20 protein-coding genes are annotated in these 16,833 nt (G+C 53.3%); 13 read left to right on the forward strand and 7 right to left on the reverse strand.

The genetic code is table 11. The features are described from left to right. Positions 1-13: 13 nt before the first annotated feature. Entirely contained in the window at positions 14-1,048 is a 1,035-nt protein-coding gene (locus tag OCU43_RS21240; RefSeq protein ID WP_091360370.1) for a type IV pilus twitching motility protein PilT, read from the reverse strand. A gap of 336 nt (positions 1,049-1,384) precedes the next feature. Here OCU43_RS21240 and OCU43_RS21245 point away from each other — a divergent pair, with 336 nt between their 5' ends. The 13 genes from OCU43_RS21245 (at position 1,385) to yddG (ending at position 11,717) form a co-directional block, all read left to right on the forward strand. After that, complete coding sequence (locus tag OCU43_RS21245) at positions 1,385-2,095, forward strand: YggS family pyridoxal phosphate-dependent enzyme (protein WP_091360369.1); 711 nt, start codon at positions 1,385-1,387, stop codon at positions 2,093-2,095. Positions 2,096-2,137: 42 nt separating this feature from the next. Beyond that, complete coding sequence (gene proC / locus OCU43_RS21250) at positions 2,138-2,962, forward strand: pyrroline-5-carboxylate reductase (RefSeq protein ID WP_091360367.1); 825 nt, start codon at positions 2,138-2,140, stop codon at positions 2,960-2,962. A gap of 145 nt (positions 2,963-3,107) precedes the next feature. After that, complete coding sequence (locus tag OCU43_RS21255) at positions 3,108-3,665, forward strand: YggT family protein (protein WP_091360365.1); 558 nt, start codon at positions 3,108-3,110, stop codon at positions 3,663-3,665. An 8-nt stretch (positions 3,666-3,673) separates the two neighbouring features. Beyond that, the gene (locus tag OCU43_RS21260) at positions 3,674-3,967 is read left to right on the forward strand and encodes a DUF167 family protein (RefSeq protein ID WP_091360362.1); all 294 of its coding nucleotides are present in this window, start codon (positions 3,674-3,676) and stop codon (positions 3,965-3,967) included. A 141-nt stretch (positions 3,968-4,108) separates the two neighbouring features. Next, positions 4,109-5,275 carry a homoserine O-succinyltransferase MetX gene (gene metX / locus OCU43_RS21265; RefSeq protein WP_091360361.1) on the forward strand — a complete coding sequence of 389 codons (1,167 nt, stop codon included), beginning with the start codon at positions 4,109-4,111 and terminating at the stop codon, positions 5,273-5,275. Further along, positions 5,275-5,865: a methionine biosynthesis protein MetW gene (gene metW / locus OCU43_RS21270; RefSeq protein ID WP_091360359.1), complete on the forward strand. Its 591-nt coding sequence runs from the start codon at positions 5,275-5,277 to the stop codon at positions 5,863-5,865. The genes metX and metW overlap by 1 nt, the downstream gene beginning before the upstream one ends. 11 nt (positions 5,866-5,876) lie before the next feature. After that, positions 5,877-6,359 carry a DUF4426 domain-containing protein gene (locus OCU43_RS21275; protein ID WP_091360357.1) on the forward strand — a complete coding sequence of 161 codons (483 nt, stop codon included), beginning with the start codon at positions 5,877-5,879 and terminating at the stop codon, positions 6,357-6,359. A 37-nt stretch (positions 6,360-6,396) separates the two neighbouring features. Then, complete coding sequence (gene rdgB / locus OCU43_RS21280) at positions 6,397-6,996, forward strand: RdgB/HAM1 family non-canonical purine NTP pyrophosphatase (protein ID WP_091360355.1); 600 nt, start codon at positions 6,397-6,399, stop codon at positions 6,994-6,996. Positions 6,997-7,007: 11 nt separating this feature from the next. Further along, positions 7,008-8,150: a radical SAM family heme chaperone HemW gene (gene hemW / locus OCU43_RS21285; RefSeq protein WP_091360493.1), complete on the forward strand. Its 1,143-nt coding sequence runs from the start codon at positions 7,008-7,010 to the stop codon at positions 8,148-8,150. A gap of 113 nt (positions 8,151-8,263) precedes the next feature. Next, positions 8,264-9,157, forward strand: coding sequence for a DMT family transporter (locus OCU43_RS21290; protein WP_091360353.1), 894 nt, complete (start codon positions 8,264-8,266; stop codon positions 9,155-9,157). Next, the gene (locus OCU43_RS21295) at positions 9,150-10,001 is read left to right on the forward strand and encodes a methylated-DNA--[protein]-cysteine S-methyltransferase (protein ID WP_091360352.1); all 852 of its coding nucleotides are present in this window, start codon (positions 9,150-9,152) and stop codon (positions 9,999-10,001) included. The genes OCU43_RS21290 and OCU43_RS21295 overlap by 8 nt, the downstream gene beginning before the upstream one ends. Beyond that, positions 9,976-10,704 (forward strand): helix-turn-helix domain-containing protein, encoded by a 729-nt coding sequence (locus OCU43_RS21300; protein WP_091360350.1) that lies wholly within the window; start codon positions 9,976-9,978, stop codon positions 10,702-10,704. Before OCU43_RS21295 ends, OCU43_RS21300 begins: the two co-directional genes overlap by 26 nt. 74 nt (positions 10,705-10,778) lie before the next feature. Continuing rightward, positions 10,779-11,717, forward strand: a complete 939-nt coding sequence (yddG, locus tag OCU43_RS21305; RefSeq protein ID WP_091360347.1) for an aromatic amino acid exporter YddG — start codon at positions 10,779-10,781, stop codon at positions 11,715-11,717. Here yddG and OCU43_RS21310 read toward each other — a convergent pair. The 6 genes from OCU43_RS21310 to lysA all read right to left on the reverse strand — a co-directional run bounded on the left by OCU43_RS21310 (position 11,665) and on the right by lysA (position 16,759). Further along, entirely contained in the window at positions 11,665-12,198 is a 534-nt protein-coding gene (locus OCU43_RS21310) for a hypothetical protein (RefSeq protein ID WP_091360345.1), read from the reverse strand. The genes yddG and OCU43_RS21310 overlap by 53 nt on opposite strands. Positions 12,199-12,206: 8 nt before the next feature. Next, a complete protein-coding gene (locus OCU43_RS21315; RefSeq protein ID WP_245756613.1) occupies positions 12,207-12,938 on the reverse strand; it encodes an HAD family hydrolase in 732 nt (243 codons plus the stop codon). Further along, positions 12,925-13,872, reverse strand: coding sequence for a tyrosine recombinase XerC (gene xerC, locus OCU43_RS21320; protein WP_091360343.1), 948 nt, complete (start codon positions 13,870-13,872; stop codon positions 12,925-12,927). Before xerC ends, OCU43_RS21315 begins: the two co-directional genes overlap by 14 nt. Before the next feature lie 3 nt (positions 13,873-13,875). Beyond that, complete coding sequence (locus OCU43_RS21325) at positions 13,876-14,562, reverse strand: DUF484 family protein (RefSeq protein WP_091360341.1); 687 nt, start codon at positions 14,560-14,562, stop codon at positions 13,876-13,878. Beyond that, positions 14,559-15,389, reverse strand: a complete 831-nt coding sequence (gene dapF, locus OCU43_RS21330; RefSeq protein ID WP_091360340.1) for a diaminopimelate epimerase — start codon at positions 15,387-15,389, stop codon at positions 14,559-14,561. The genes OCU43_RS21325 and dapF overlap by 4 nt, the downstream gene beginning before the upstream one ends. Before the next feature lie 119 nt (positions 15,390-15,508). Continuing rightward, positions 15,509-16,759 carry a diaminopimelate decarboxylase gene (gene lysA, locus OCU43_RS21335; protein ID WP_091360338.1) on the reverse strand — a complete coding sequence of 417 codons (1,251 nt, stop codon included), beginning with the start codon at positions 16,757-16,759 and terminating at the stop codon, positions 15,509-15,511. Positions 16,760-16,833: the final 74 nt, after the last annotated feature.

Raw genomic sequence — 16,833 nt, forward strand, 5'->3', positions numbered from 1 at the left:
ATTCCGCTCCGTCTTAGAAATTCTTAGGATTCAGTGCCTTAGCACGGGCTGATTCACGGGTAATCAAACCTTTCTGCATCAGGTCGGTGAGCGACTGATCCAGAGTCACCATCCCAAATGCCGCACCGGTCTGAATGGCAGAGTACATCTGCGCTACCTTATCTTCACGTATCAGGTTACGAATTGCTGGCGTACCCACCATAATCTCATGGGCCGCCACCCGTCCGCCTTTCGGCTTCTTCAGCAGAGTCTGGGAGATAACCCCCTGGAGAGATTCTGACAGCATCGAACGCACCATCGATTTTTCTGCTGCCGGGAACACGTCGATGATACGGTCAATCGTTTTTGCCGCTGAGGTGGTGTGCAGTGTACCAAACACCAGGTGACCGGTTTCTGCAGCGGTCAGCGCCAGACGGATAGTTTCCAGATCCCGCATCTCACCCACCAGAATAATATCCGGGTCCTCACGCAGGGCGGAACGCAACGCCTCCTCAAACCCGAGCGTATCCCGGTGCACCTCCCGCTGGTTAACCAGACACTTCTTGCTCTGATGGACAAATTCTATCGGGTCCTCAATCGTGAGGATGTGCTCGTTGCGGGTCTCATTGATGTAATCCACCATCGCCGCCAGGGTGGTACTCTTACCCGAGCCGGTCGGTCCGGTTACCAGCACCAGGCCACGGGCATTATTGGAAAGATTGCGGAACACCTGTCCCATGCCCAGATCATCCATCGTCAGAACTTTGCTGGGGATGGTCCGGAATACCGCTGCCGCACCACGGTTCTGGTTATAGGCGTTAACACGGAAACGGGCCAGACCGGGCACCTCGAAGGAGAAGTCAGTTTCAAACCGCTCCTCGTAGTCCTTACGCTGCTTATCATTCATGATATCGTAAATCAGCGTGTGAACCTGCTTATGCTCCAGAGAGGGCAGCTTAATTCTGCGGACCTCGCCATCAACCCGGATAACCGGTGGCATACCGGCGGTTATATGGAGGTCGGACGCTCCCTGCTGAACGGTAAACGATAAGAGTTCTGTAATATCCATGGCTTCTCAGGTGTATAGGGAATCTGCAAGCAGTTCCATTGATTATCTGTAAGCGACAAAGCCTTCGACTGAAGACTTTGCATACCGTATAACTGGCCCTTCAATGATAATAAAAGCTGCAACCGGGGATATAAAGTCTTTATAAGCCTATTTTGGGCAGCATTGGCTATGATTTACCATAAAAACAGCTCTGAGCGTTGCGAAACACCCAGGCCCGGGGCAAATATTCGCGGGTTAGCCGGTGTTCTCTGGTATTATAGTCGCCACCCCTTATGGGTTGCACTATATCAGTTTTATCAGAATCGCCCATCATAGCCAATCGCTAGTTATTACACTATGACACAGATTACAGATCGATTAAAAAACGTTCACTGCCAGATAGACGCAGCAGCCATCGCCGCGCAACGTCAGCCGCAAGCGATCAAACTACTGGCGGTCAGCAAAACTCGTCCGGCTGAAGAACTGCGCCAGGCCTGGGCTTGCGGGCAACAGGCATTTGGCGAGAACTATCTTCAGGAAGCGCTGGATAAGATTGAGGCGCTACAAGATCTGAATATCATCTGGCACTTTATCGGTCCGATACAGTCCAATAAAACCCGGGCAATAGCAGAAAACTTCAGCTGGGTTCACAGCGTAGACCGGTTTAAGATCGCGCAACGCCTCAGCGATCAGCGTCCCGTAAACTTGCCACCACTGAATATCTGTCTGCAGGTAAACATCAGCGGGGAAAATAGCAAGTCAGGAGTTCTGCCGGCTGATTTGCCCGCACTGGCCGCCGCAGTGGCGACGCTGAGCAATATCCGTCTGCGGGGATTAATGGCCATTCCCGCCAGTAGCGACGATCCCGAACAGCAACGCAAACCCTTTGCACAGATGAATCATCTGCTGCAATCGTTGCAACGGCAGTTGCCGGACCAGCCACTGGACACCCTGTCTATGGGGATGTCCGGTGATATGGAGGCCGCCATTCTGGAAGGTGCTACCATTGTACGTATCGGCACTGCCTTGTTTGGCCCCCGCGACTACAGCAGCCATCATCAGTCATAGTAAGCATCAATCTATAACCATATTTAACATCGGGTATTACACGTGAGCACACAACCTACATTAGCATTTATCGGCGCAGGCAACATGGCCCGGGCCATCATGGGCGGACTGATCAGTAACGGTTATCCGGCGGCAAGCATCTGGGCCTGTGATACCGGGCAAGACAAGATGGCCGACCTGCAGCAGCAGGGGCTCAACACCACTACAGATAACAATGCCGCGGTGGCTGCAGCAGATATTGTGATTCTGGCAGTTAAACCTCAGGTGCTAAAAAGCGTCGCCATGGATATGGCGGCCAGCGTGCAGCAACACCGGCCGCTGCTGATCTCTGTCGCCGCCGGCATTCTGTGCAGCAGCCTGGAACAGTGGCTGGGGGGAGATCTCCCGGTGGTACGCTGCATGCCCAACACTCCGGCACTGGTTCAGCAGGGGGCCAGCGGTCTCTATGCCAACAATCGGGTTAGCGACCTGCAACGTAGTCAGACCGAGCAGATCATGACCGCTACCGGTATTGCGCTGTGGGTTGAAAGCGAAGCGCAACTGGATGCGGTCACAGCGGTTTCCGGTAGCGGCCCGGCCTACTATTTCCTGATAATGGAAGCGATGGTCGCGGCAGGAGAAAAACTGGGGCTGAGCCGTGAAGTAGCGCAGCAACTCACTATTCAAACCGCTCTCGGGGCTGCAGAGATGGCGCGCCAAAGCGATGTTGAGCCCGCTGAACTGCGCCGCCGCGTGACGTCTCCCAAAGGCACTACGGAACAGGCGATACTCACTTTTATCGATCAGGGACTGCCAGAGATCATTGCTAACGGCATGCAGGCCTGCAGCGACCGCTCTGCGGCACTGGCGGAAGAGCTGGGCAAATAAGCAAATGATATAAAAAGCCTTTCATCGGTTCATAGTCACCATGAAAGGCTCTATACTCAGGGCTATACGCTGATGCATTACTCACATTGTAATGCGTCAGACACGAACCAACCCCAAACAGATATCTGCAACAGGAACAGAGACAATGGGACAGGATCCTCTCAGTTCAATTATCCAGCTTTTCGGCCAGCTTTATGTTTTCATTGTCGTGCTGCGATTTTTGCTACAGATCGCTAAAGCTGACTATTACAACCCGATCTGTCAGGCGGTCGTTAAAATTACCGCCGTGCCGCTGGCACCATTACAGCGGGTAATGCCAAGACCCGCCAATATCGACCTTTCACCGCTGTTACTGGCGTTTTTAATCAATGTTGCGCTCTGGGCGATTATTCTGCTGCTCAAAGGCCAGAGCATGGGTGCAAACCTGTCTCCCGTGATGGTGCTTTCCGGCATCGGGGTACTGAATACCATTCTCGATATCTATTTTTATGCGGTTATCGGCGCGGTGATCATCAGTTGGGTAGCCCCCGGCAGCTATCATCCGGGACCACAGCTGATTGTACAGCTGACAGAGCCGCTGTTTGCCCTGGCACGCAGGGTAATTCCCTCTCTGGGAGGACTTGATCTGTCGCCGATACTGATCTTTTTCGTTATCCAGATCGCCCGCTCCCAGTTGGGTAGCCTGACCCACTTCCTGCTCTGAGGACGCTGATGGCAGACTTTTACTCCTGGCAGGACGACTGTCTGATTATCAGCTGTCGTCTGCAACCCAAAGCCAGCAATGATGCAATTGTTGGCTTACTGGATGATAGTGTTAAAATTCGTATCACTGCGCCTCCGATAGAGGGCAAGGCCAATGCCCATCTGATAAAATTTCTGGCGAAACAGTTTGGTGTGGCGAAAAGCTCAGTTACAATCCTGAGTGGCGAGCTGGGTCGACAAAAGCGGGTGAAGATTGCAGACCCGAAAAAATTTCCAGAACAACTGACGATTGAGCGCACCTGAAGTGATACTGAGATCCCTGCATAATTACCGACCCGCTGGCTATCTGATTCTGGATAGCCAGTCTCTGCTGTACGAAATGTGAAGCTCGACCCGATAGATCAGCAGCTCCATATTTCAAATTATCAGCGATAAGTGAGAACTATGCCTCAATCATTTCCCCAAGACTCTGTCGGTATCGTTACACCACAGATCATCCGTTTTGAACAGCCGCTGCCCCTGGCCTGCGGTCGTCAGCTCGACAGTTACGAGCTGATTGTAGAAACTTACGGCACCCTGAATGCCGATGCCTCCAATGCCGTTCTGGTGTGTCATGCGCTGTCAGGCAACCATCATCTGGCGGGCTTTCACAGTGAACAGGAAAGCAAGCCCGGCTGGTGGGATTCGGCTATCGGCCCGGGCAAACCGATCGATACCAATACTTTTTTTGTCATTGGCCTGAATAATCTCGGCGGTTGTCATGGCTCCACCGGACCACAGAGCATCAATCCCGAAACCGGCAAACCCTTTGGCCCTGATTTTCCCATCATGACGGTCCCCGACTGGGTTGAAAGTCAGGCTCGTCTGGCAGATCATTTTGGCATTCAACAGTGGGCAGCCGTTGTCGGGGGCAGTCTGGGGGGAATGCAGGCGCTGCAATGGGCGATCGATTATCCACAACGGCTGCGCCACTGCCTGATTATCGCAGCGGCCCCCAGACTCAGTGCCCAGAACATCGCATTTAATGAGGTTGCCCGGCAGGCGATCACCCGGGACCCAGATTTTAATAACGGCCATTTCTACGAGAACGGTAACGTCCCCAAAACCGGACTGATGCTGGCGCGGATGCTGGGGCATATTACCTACCTGTCCGATGACGGTATGCGGGAAAAATTTGGCCGGGAGTTGCGGGAGGGCAAGATCAGCTACGATTTCAACCCGCAGTTCGAGGTTGAATCCTATCTGCGTTATCAGGGAGAGCGTTTTTCCACCGCCTTCGATGCCAATACCTATCTGCTGATGACCAAAGCACTGGACTATTTCGACCCGGCAGCGGACTACGGTCACAACCTGGCCGAAGCGGTTCGCAATGCGCTGTGTAAGTTTATGGTGATCTCCTTTACCTCGGACTGGCGCTTCTCGCCTGAACGTTCCCGCGAGATTGTCGATGCACTGGTAGCCGCTGAGAAAAAAGTGAGCTATGCCGAAGTAGACTCCGATCATGGTCATGACGCATTTCTGATTCCGAACCCTCGCTATATGGATATCTATTCAGCCTATATGAAGCAGGTTGCCAGCGATATTCCCCCAACCGGTAAGGAGAACAACTGATGCGTGCGGATCTGGAAATTATTCAGGAGTGGATAGCGCCCAACAGTAAGGTGCTGGATCTGGGCTGTGGTAATGGCGAGCTGCTGGCCTTTCTGCAGCAGCAGAAACAGATCACCGGTTACGGCGTCGAGGTGGACCATGACAACATCACCGCCTGCCTCGAAAAAGGGGTCAATGTGATCGAAAAAAATATCGATGAGGGACTCGCCAGCATCGATGACAGCAGTTTCGACACCGTCATCATGACACAGGCACTGCAGGTGATGTATCGTCCGGATCAGATTGTTGATGAGATGCTGCGCATCGGCAAAGAGTGCATTGTCACTTTCCCCAACTTTGGTCACTGGCGGGCACGGGGCTATCTGGCGTTTCGCGGGAAAATGCCCGTATCTAAATTCCTGCCCTATACTTGGTACAATACACCCAATATCCACTTCTGTACCTTCAAGGATTTTGAACAACTATGCGTCGAACGCAACATTCACATCCTTGATCGCACGGTGGTGGACAATGAACACAAACATCACTGGTCGATCCGTTTGTGGCCCAATATGCTGGGCGAAATCGCAATCTACCGGATCACCCGATAGGGAGAGAGAAAATGAAAACGCCAACCAGGCACCATGGATTTCTTCAAACAACCGCGGCGGTTCTGTTGATGTTCGCGGGGTTGCTGAGTGCCACTTTCAGCAGCAGCGCCTCTGCCGAGCAGATGGTCTCCCATGGGGACTACATGATCCACTATAACGCCTTTAATAGTAGCTTTATTGAACCGGATATCGCTTCAGCCTATGGCATTGAGCGCAGCAAAACCAAAGGGTTGCTGAATATCTCAGTGCTAAAAAAGCAGGCTGATGGCACAACTAAACCGGTTTCTGCCATTGTTTCGGGTGATGTCACCAATCTGATCTCCCAGCGGCAGACGCTGAAGTTTATGAAGATCGAGGAGACCAATGCGCTTTACTATATCGGCGAATATGGTTTTACCGATGATCAGGTGCTGCGTTTCAATTTACAGGTTCAACCTGATCCAAACCAGCCTGCCTATACCATCAATTTTGAACAGCGCTTCTACGTCGACTGACTGCTGACGACCTGAACAAAAACATAAAGGCCCGTTAATGACCCGTCAAATAGTCCTTGCCAGCGGCAACAGAGGCAAACTGAAAGAGTTTAATCAGGTTTTAGGGGAGCTGGGGGTTGAGGTGATTCCTCAGTCACAGTTCAGCGTCCCCGATGCTGAAGAGACCGGCCTGAGTTTTGTTGAAAATGCTATTATTAAAGCCCGTCATGCATCGCAACTGACCGGTTTGCCGGCACTGGCAGACGATTCAGGGCTGGAGGTAGATCTCCTCAATGGCGCCCCGGGTATCTATTCCGCCCGTTTTGCAGGGGCTGGTGCCACCGATGCGGAAAATAATCAGAAGCTTTTAAAGCTGCTCGAAGGCACCTCTCCGGAACAGCGAACTGCGCGTTTCCGATGCGTTCTGGTATTTATGCGTCATGCAGAAGACCCTACTCCACTGATCTGTCAGGGCAGTTGGGAGGGACAGATTCTGCCCCTGCCCCAGGGCGATAACGGCTTTGGCTATGACCCGCTGTTTCTGGTTCCCGGGCTGGATATCGCGTCAGCTCAGCTGCCCCCCGAGCAGAAAAACAAAATCAGTCACCGGGGACAAGCGGTTCAGCAACTGATCAAGATGATCCCGGCTTATCTTTGAGCCGGTCGCTGATGCTCTCACTGCCTCCGCTATCCCTCTATATCCACATTCCCTGGTGTGTGCGTAAGTGCCCCTATTGCGACTTTAATTCCCATGCGGTTACCGGAGAGATTCCACAGCAGCGCTATATCGATGCACTGTTAAGAGATCTTGAGTCAGAGCTTCCCGCCGTACAGGGTAGAGTCATCGAAACCATTTTTATCGGTGGCGGAACCCCCAGCCTGTTTGATGCCAGCGGAATCCAACAGATTCTCCGGGGCATCGAAGCACTGACGCCCCTGTCCCAGTCGGCCGAGATCACCATGGAGGCCAACCCCGGCACCTTCGAACAGGAGCGTTTTGCGGGTTTTCGCCAGGCCGGCATCAACCGTCTTTCCATTGGGATTCAAAGCTTTGACAGTGGCCAGCTACAGCAATTGGGACGGATTCATAACCGTAACGATGCCCTGCTCGCTGCCAGCAAAGCCCGGGAAATCGGTTTCGATAATTTTAATCTCGATCTGATGCACGGATTACCAGGACAAACCCCGGATGCTGCCCTGGCCGACCTGCAACAGGCGATTGACCTGCAACCCACCCACCTGTCCTGGTATCAACTGACCATCGAACCCAATACTGAGTTTTTCAGCAAACCTCCTGAGCTACCAGAAGATGAAGCGCTATGGGCGATTCAGGAACAGGGGCAGGTCCTGCTGGAAACCCATGGGTATCATCAATACGAGATTTCAGCCTACAGTCTGCCCGGGCGTCAGTCGCAGCATAATCTTAACTATTGGCAGTTTGGCGATTATATCGGCATCGGTGCCGGCGCCCATGGGAAGATCAGCTGGCCGCAACAGAACCGCATCAGCCGACGCTGGAAACAGCGTCAGCCAAAAGCCTATATGGATGCCCTGAACCCTCTGTCCGGTGAGCAGGATATCACGCCTCAGGAACGCCCTTTTGAGTTCATGATGAACGCTTTACGACTGACCCATGGCGTCAAAAGCGACCTGTTCACCCAGCGCACCGGCGTACCACTGCCTTCAATCCAGGCTCTTCTGGAGCGGTGTCGCCAGTCCGGTCTGATGGAAACCGACGCCGCGATTCTCGGCCCCTCTCCACAGGGACGGCTGTTTCTTAACGATCTGCTGGAACAGTTTCTCGACGACTGAGTTTTTGCAGGCGGTCTGAACGAATATAATAGACAATCAGCGCAAGAATCGGGTGGCTCTGGCGACTTAAATCGTCAACACTAAACGGATGAACGCCTATTCGGAACAGCACAATGACGATTAAGAACCTGCTGCAATTACTGAGTCTTGCCGCGCTCTGGGGCGGATCATTCCTATTTATGCGGATAGCCGCTCCGGTCATTGGCCCCGCTATTCTGATTGAGTTACGACTGCTGCTGGCAGCTCTGTTCCTGCTGGTAGTTGCTGCGTTTCTCAAACGCCATTTACAGCTACGGCAGCACTGGAAACATTACTGCATACTGGGCTGGTTTAATTCAGCCCTTCCCTTTCTGCTGTTTGCCTACGCCGCACAAACACTTTCCGCATCGCTGCTATCGATACTCAATGCCACCGCACCGATCTGGGGGACAATCCTGGTGGCGTTGCGATATAAAAAACCGATTACCTTAAAAGTGTTTGCCGGACTCATAGCAGGCATCAGTGGAGTGGCTTTATTGGTAGGCTTTGACCCTGCTGTTTTAGCCGCAGACTCCTGGGTAGTCATTGGCGCGGCGCTCAGCGCGGCACTCAGTTATGGGATTGCAACCTGTTATGCACAGGGGAAAAGTGCGATAGAGCCCTTTGCCAATGCCCATGGGAGCATGTGGGCTGCCAGCCTGTTACTGCTACCGCTTCTGCCTTTCTTTCCAACAAAGGCGAGCAGCGATCCGGAGATTATCGGCTCAGTATTACTGCTGGGAATTGTCTGCACCGGTATCGCCTATCTATTTTACTTCAGACTGATCGCTGAGATTGGCGCCCCCTCAGCGCTTACCGTGGTTTATATCGTGCCGGTCTTCGGTGTGCTCTGGGGACACCTGCTGCTGGATGAACCGATAGGCTGGCATACCATCACAGGAGGGCTGACTATCCTTACCGGAGTAGTACTCGTGACCGGTTTCAACCCACTGAGTCTATGGCGAAACAGGGGAGCCTCATATGTCTGACCGAGCCCTTCAACAGTATAAAACAGTCGCCACAGCGATCCGTTACATCCGCCAGCACGCCAAACACCAACCCGAACTGGCCGAAGTGGCCGCAGCCGTTCATATGAGCGAGCACCACCTGCAACGCATCTTCAGTGCCTGGGCGGGTATCTCACCCAAACGGTTCCTCCAGTATCTGACTAAAGAACATGCCCTCAGTGCGCTGAAAGCATCCACGGATAGCCTTACTGCCGCACACGATGCCGGCCTCTCCGGCGGTGGACGTCTTCACGATCTGATGATCAGCTGCGAAGCGATGACGCCGGGAGAGATCAGAACCGGAGGGACGGGGGTCAAGCTACACTATGGTGTGGCAGTGTCCCCCTTTGGACTCGCACTCGCGGGCTGGACCCCTCGTGGTCTCTGCTATCTGGCCTTCCTTGATGAAGACCGGCGCGAACGCCAGGCAGAGCTGTTACAGCAGTGGCCAAATGCAACCATCATTGCCGATGACTGCGGCGCCGAAGCCATGATGGAAAAGATATTTCCAACCACACCACAACCAGGCAAACTGCATCTGTTACTGCGGGGAACCAATTTTCAGATAAAGGTGTGGCAAGCACTGCTACATACCCATCCGGGACAGTTCTGCTCATACTCACAACTGGCGGTTGCTACCGGTTCGCCCAAAGCACAGCGCGCTATTGGCAGCGCCCTGGCCGCCAACAGTATCGGTTATCTGATCCCCTGCCACCGGGTCATTCGCGAGAGTGGCGACAGTGGCCATTACCGTTGGGGAGCGGCAAGAAAACAGGCCATACATTCCTGGGAATATGCACATGCAACTGAGCAACCTGACACTTGATCTGCGCAGCTATAGCGCCGAGACCGATAATCATCTGCATGATTATCACCAGTTGGTTCTGCCGGTCAGCGGTCAGTTGGATATTTCGGTGGGTAATCAGTCCGGTCGGGTCGATTCAGACCAGGCTGCCATTATCAGTGCAGGTAAAGACCACGGCTTTTCAGGCTCTGAAGGCAACTGTTTTGTGGTCGCCGATATTCCTGATCAGTTGGCCCCTGAGTTTGAACAGTTGCCGGCTTTCATCCACCTGAGTCCGGCGCTGAATCAGTATGTGCGCTTCCTTCACCAGCAGCTGCAACAGTATAACTCTGCCAGCACCCAGCGGCAGATGCTGCTGTTATTGATTCAGCTACTTCAGGAGCAATGCGGACATCAACTACGGCTGGACCGGCGTATCGCAGTCGCCCGCAACTACCTTGATCAGCATTTCAACACCGCGATCCGTCAACGCCAACTGGCAGCGGTCGCCAGCCTGAGCCCCCGCCAGCTTGGCGAGCTGTTTCGTAAACAGCTGGGGATGACGCCGCAGCAATACCTGATCGAAAAACGGATGCAGCAGGCATGGCAACTCCTTGAACAGGGACATCTGTCGATTCAGCAGGTAGCGGACGCTGTCGGTTATAGCAGTCTGGCAGCGTTCAGTGATCGCTTTCGCCGACACTTCGATATTCCTCCCAGCTATTTCCGCCGCGTTGGCAAATAATTCCGCCATGATGAGAAAGTTCCGGACTCACGCTGGCGCTATGCTGGTGTGATTCAATAGCAGGATATCCATTCATGTCGACGATCACTCTGCGGGCCTCTCTGATCGGCTCCGTTTCTATCTTTCTCTGGGGAACCCTGGCGCTGCTGACCCGCCTGACCGACGGTCGGATACCGCCGTTTCAGATGATGGCGATGACCTTCGCGCTGGCGTTTCTGTTGATGTCTATGAACTGGTGGCGCCAGGGACATCTGGGATTACGCCATCTGCGCCAGCCTAAACTGGCCTGGTTTCTGGGTGTCGGCGGTTATTTCGGCTATCACTTCTGCTATTTTCTCGCCATGACCAAAGCCCCGGCGGTGAGCGTCAGCCTGATCGCCTATCTGTGGCCATTACTGATCGTTCTATTTGCCAGCCTGCTACCCGGCGAACACCTGCTGAAACGACACCTGAGCGGAGCAGTGCTGGCGCTGTATGGCTGCTGGCTACTGATTGGTCAGGGAAGCGATGGTTTCAATCCAGACTATCTCGGCGGCTATCTGCTGGCCCTCTGCTGCGCCTTTATCTGGTCCGGTTATTCGGTATTAAGCCGTCTGGTCAAGCAGGTTTCCACCGACGCCGCCGGATGGTTCTGTGGTGCTACCGCACTGCTGGCCCTGCTCTGTCACGGGCTATGGGAAACCACAGTCTGGCCGGTATCGGCAAGCCAGTGGCTCGGCGTTATCGGTCTGGGTTTAGGCCCGGTAGGGATCGCCTTCTTTACCTGGGATTACGGTATCAAACATGGCAACCTGCAGCTATTAGGAGTATTGGCCTACTCGGCACCACTGATTTCTGCCCTGCTGCTGGTGATGACAGGCCTCGCGACTGCGGATATTACATTGCTGCTGGCTTGTCTTGCCATTGTCAGCGGCTCGCTGATTGCAGGCTATCAGCGAAACCGCAGCCAGGGCGCTGAAGTCAGTGAGCCTGAATCGGTTTATGGGGCACACCAGCCCGATCATCGGGCTTAGCTTCTATCCACTCAGCAGCCACCATCACCTGTTGCAGCATATGTTCGAATGAGTAGCGCTGGCCGGGGGGTAATGACAGAGTCATCCCCTCCCCTTCAGCAGGTAGCATAACGAAGCGGACAATTTTACCCTCGGTTTTAATATCCACCCGCTGTACCAGAATACCGTTCTCTCCTAATGGAAAATGCTCGGCGTCATCCTGGAACGGTGTGGAAAAATCAGCCTGCTGAACGGCTCCATGCTTTTCTATATCGCCTAAACTCTGCTGCTGCTCCGGTTGCAGATGGCTGGCACTGTTCTCAGTGGGAAAACGGTGTTCCTGAAACAACTTAAAAAGACGCAACGCTAACCTTCGGGTCCACCAGGCCCGGTACTCTTTACCGTTTTCGCAGGCGCGGATCAGAATCCGGTCCTCAACAGAGTTGTAACTCAGGTTAATCTGATTCTGCGGCGTTGCAGTGGCAGGAGATTGCTCTGTCATTGACGTACCTAAAGGGTTGCCCGATGGGCTGCAAGTGCGGCAATTTCAGCCACTTTATCCGGAATTTCGCTCAGGCAGATGACACTGCGGTCAGCCGGATCACCCTCTGGCCACTCTTGCTGATCCCGGTTGACCCAGATGGTCCAGAGCCCGGCATTTTTCGCCCCCACAATATCGTGATGGGGATTGTCGCCAATATGGATCACCTGTTCAGGCCGCAGCTGATGCTGATGCAGCATCTGTTGAAACATTAATGGGTGAGGTTTTTCCTTACCAACACCATCAGCGTTAAGGGCAAAGTCAAACAGATCGCCCAGACCTACCCGGCGCACATCGGCATTACCATTACTTAGCGCCCCGATCAGATATCCCGCCCGCTGTAACTGTTCCAGCATCGCCCGCGCATGTTCGAACAACTCAACCTGATTGCGCGCTTCGATAAACACTTCGAACGCCTGCCGGGACAATGCCACCGCCTGATCATGGGAATAGCCGGCATCTTCAAGCCCGATCTCCAGTTGCTTCAACCGAATCAGGGTAACGCTATGGCCGATATCAGGAAAACGCTGTAGCGCCTTTTTTTTCAGATGATCAAAATCCCGTAACTGATAACATTTCACAAATAGTCCGGCATTTTCACTGAGCCAGCGATATAACGTCTTGTTTGCTTCGACGATAACCGGGTCAACCGCCCAGAGGGTATCGTCGAGATCGAAGGTAATACATTTAATCATCGTCATTACTGGCCTTCTTTGGTGACTGTTTGTGGGCCCGGGGATGAGCTTTATCGTACACATCCATCAGATGCCTGAAATCAAGGTGGGTATAGATCTGAGTGGTGGAGATATCCGAGTGTCCCAGCAGTTCCTGCACCGCGCGAAGATCACCACTGGATTCCAGCATATGGCTGGCAAACGAATGCCGCAGACGGTGTGGATAAACCTTGCCCTGTGTGTGCTGCATTCTGGCGCGGCGATCGATCCGCAGCTGCACGCTGCGACCGCTGATACGGCTGCCGCGTTTACTGACAAACAGTGCCATCTCTTCCGGTCGGGCCATACTATCGCGAAGATCGAGCCAGCGGTCCAGTGCCTGCATCGCCTTACGGCCAATTGGCAACAACCGCTCTTTGGCACCTTTACCAACCACCCTCAGGCTGGCATCCTGCCAGTCTATGCTGTGCAGATCCAGACTGACCAGCTCTGATAAACGCAGACCTGAGGAGTAGATCAGTTCAAGCATCGCCTGATCGCGACATGCCAGAGGATCGGTTTCATCGTCGTCACTCTCCAGCAACTGATTCAGTTGATCAACATCAAGCGTCTGCGGTAAACGACGGGGACTCTTCGGTGCCTGAATACCCAGCGCAGGGTTCTGCTGCACCAGCCCTTCCCGGTGAAGGTATTTATAAAAGCTGCGGATGGCAGAGAGTAATCGCTGAATACTTTTGCCCCCCAGCCCCTCACGGTGCACCCAGGCAATAAAATTACGGATATGCTTTGGCTCAATCCGGGCCCAGTCCACGCGGCCGTCGGGAAACAGCGTACTGTGTTGCAGATAATCCTGCAGACGGCCCAGATCTCGCTGGTAGTTACTAAGGGTATGGCGCGAATACTGCCGTTCGCTACTCAGATAGGTATAAAACCCATCCAGTGCAGCGTTACCTGAGCTCATTGATCAGACCTTGCGACCCTGCAGCAGTGGCGAGACCACCCGGCTCACCGCCTGACCAATATAATCGAGGAACAATGTGCCCTGATTACTCTGAAAATAGCTCGCATCAAAGCTGCCTATCGCTAACAGCCCCAGGGTTTCGCCCTTCACCAGCGGCACTGCTGCAGCAGACTTCACCTTAAAGGCCTGTTCGCGGAACATAAACTGATTTTGCAGTTCGGTCAGACTGCCGCAACGGGTCTGCGACTGATCCACCAGTACATCAATAGCCGAAGCTTCGCTGCGGGGCATTAAGCGCAGATTATTCTGCTCTTCCGGCTGCTCACTGAACAGCACCAGAGCGGTGGTATCACTATTAAAATCCTGACACAGGCTTTCATCGATAGCCACCGCCACATCGTCAAGAGTTTCCGCATCCATCAGCGCCAGAATCATCTTCTTGGTTTTACTGAACTGGATATCATTTTCCCGGGCAACACCGATCATATCGCCCAGATAATCATGCAGCTCGCGATTTTTCTGACGCAGCAGACTGGTCTGACGTTCCACCAGAGAGACCGTCGTACCCCGTTGGTGCGGTACATACAGTTGCTCCAGCAGATACTCGTTACCGCTGAAAAAGTCCGGATGCTGTTGCAGATATTCAGCCACCTGCTCAGCGCTGATCTCTGCCGGTTTATTCTCGCTCATATAAAAATCTGCCCCTCATACACAGTCGTGGCCGGCCCGGTCATAATCAGAGGTTCTCCTGCACCAGCCCACTCAATCAGCAGTGTGCCACCAGGCAGGTGAACTGTCACTTTATCATCCAACAACCCGCGCAACCGACCAGCGACAACCGCCGCACAGGCACCAGTGCCACAGGCTTTGGTTTCACCCGCACCCCGTTCATATACACGCAAGCGGATCTCAGCGCCGCTGACTATCTCCATAAAGCCGATGTTAGCCTTAGCCGGAAACTTGGAGTGGGACTCCAGAACCGGCCCCCAGGCCTCAACCGGTGCTTTGTCAACGGCATCAACCACCAGCACACCATGGGGATTACCCATCGATACAGCGCTGATCTGAACCGTTTGTCCCGCCACATCGATCGGGTAAGTGGCCGCCTGATGATCGGCACTAAAGGGGATCTGCTGAGGCTCCAGAACCGGCACCCCCATATCCACTATCACCTGACGATCTTCATTGATTGTCAGGTAGATCGGCCCTTTCTGGGTTTCAACCGCGATGGTCTCTTTGGCTGTCAGGCGCTTATCACGAACGAATTTAGCGAAGCAACGGGCACCATTACCGCAGTGCTCCACCTCACTGCCATCGGCATTGAAAATCCGGTAACGAAAATCCATATCAGGATTGGTTGGCGGCTCAACAATCAGCATCTGATCAAAGCCCACACCAAAGTTGCGGTCCGCCAAACGCGATACAATCGCAGAATTAACCTTTACCTTCTGAGTCACGGTATCCAGCACCAGAAAGTCATTGCCAAGGCCATGCATTTTAGTAAATCTAACTAACATAGTTATCTCTTCAGGCGCACTGTTCGGACAGTGTTTTGCCTTTTCTATGGGCTTATGCGTAACGCTTGTTTAGCTAATCATCTTATCCGATCGCTTAACCAGAATCTTAACGCCAGTCTTCACCCCGGTAAAATAGCTTCACCCCGCAGCTGATCTGCAATAGTTTCGCGCTTGCGAATCAGATGCACCTGGTTATCATCCACCATCACCTCTGCTGCACGGTTCCGGGCATTGTAATTAGAACTCATGCCAAAGCCATAAGCACCCGCAGAGCAGACGGCCAGCAGGTCACCCGCCTCAATGTTCAGCTGCCGGTCTTTACCCAGAAAGTCACTTGATTCGCATACCGGGCCCACCAGATCGAAACAACGGGCTTCGCCCTCTTCGCGAATATCCACCGGAATAATCTCCATATAAGCGCTGTAAAGCGCCGGACGGATAAGATCATTCATGGCACCATCGATGATGGCAAAGTTCTTGTGTTCGGTGCACTTCAGAAATTCAACCTTAGTGATCAGAATACCAGCATTCGCGGCAATGGAACGGCCCGGCTCAAAGATCAGTTTTAGCGGGCGATCACCCAGTTTATCGATCACCGCCCCGATATATTCCTGCGGAGAAGGCGGCACCTCATCGGTATAACAAACCCCTAATCCGCCACCCAGATCCAGATGTTTAATAGTGATACCCTGCTCTGCCAGCGTATCAATCAACAGCAGCAAACGGTCCAGAGCATCCAGGAATGGGGCGATCTCTGTCAGTTGAGAACCGATATGACAATCCACCCCCTGAACATCAAGATGACTCAGGCTATGGGCATAGCGATAGATACGTACTGCATCATCGATAGCAACACCAAACTTATTATCCTTAAGTCCGGTGGAGATATAGGGGTGAGTCCCGGCATCCACATCAGGGTTCACCCGCAGGGAGATCGCAGCCACTTTATCCAGTTCACTGGCAACCTTGTTCAGGCGTTCCAGTTCTGCTTCTGACTCAACATTGAAGCAGTGAATACCCAGTTCCAGCGCACGACGCATCTCATCTTCACGCTTTGCCACACCGGAAAACACGACCTTCGCCGGATCACCGCCCGCCTTGATAACCCGCTCGAGTTCACCCAGGGAGACAATATCGAAGCCTGCCCCCAGACGGGCCAGCACATTCAGCACACCGATGTTTGAGTTCGCTTTTACCGCATAACAGACCAGCGCATCACGGCCTTCCAGCGCCTGAGCGTAATCGAGATAAGCGCGTTCCAGGGCATCACGGGAATAGATATAGGTCGGTGTGCCAAACTCTTCTGCGATCCGGCTAACCGGAACTTCTTCAGCGCAGAGACGGCCATTCAGGTATTGAAAATTATCCATTGTCTTCTTTCTGTATCCAATAGGGTTACTGCTCAGGAGTGCTGAGCCGGTGAGTTCAACAGCAACTAAACTGG

The organism is Amphritea atlantica (assembly GCF_024347255.1).
Lineage (GTDB): Bacteria > Pseudomonadota > Gammaproteobacteria > Pseudomonadales > Balneatricaceae > Amphritea > Amphritea atlantica.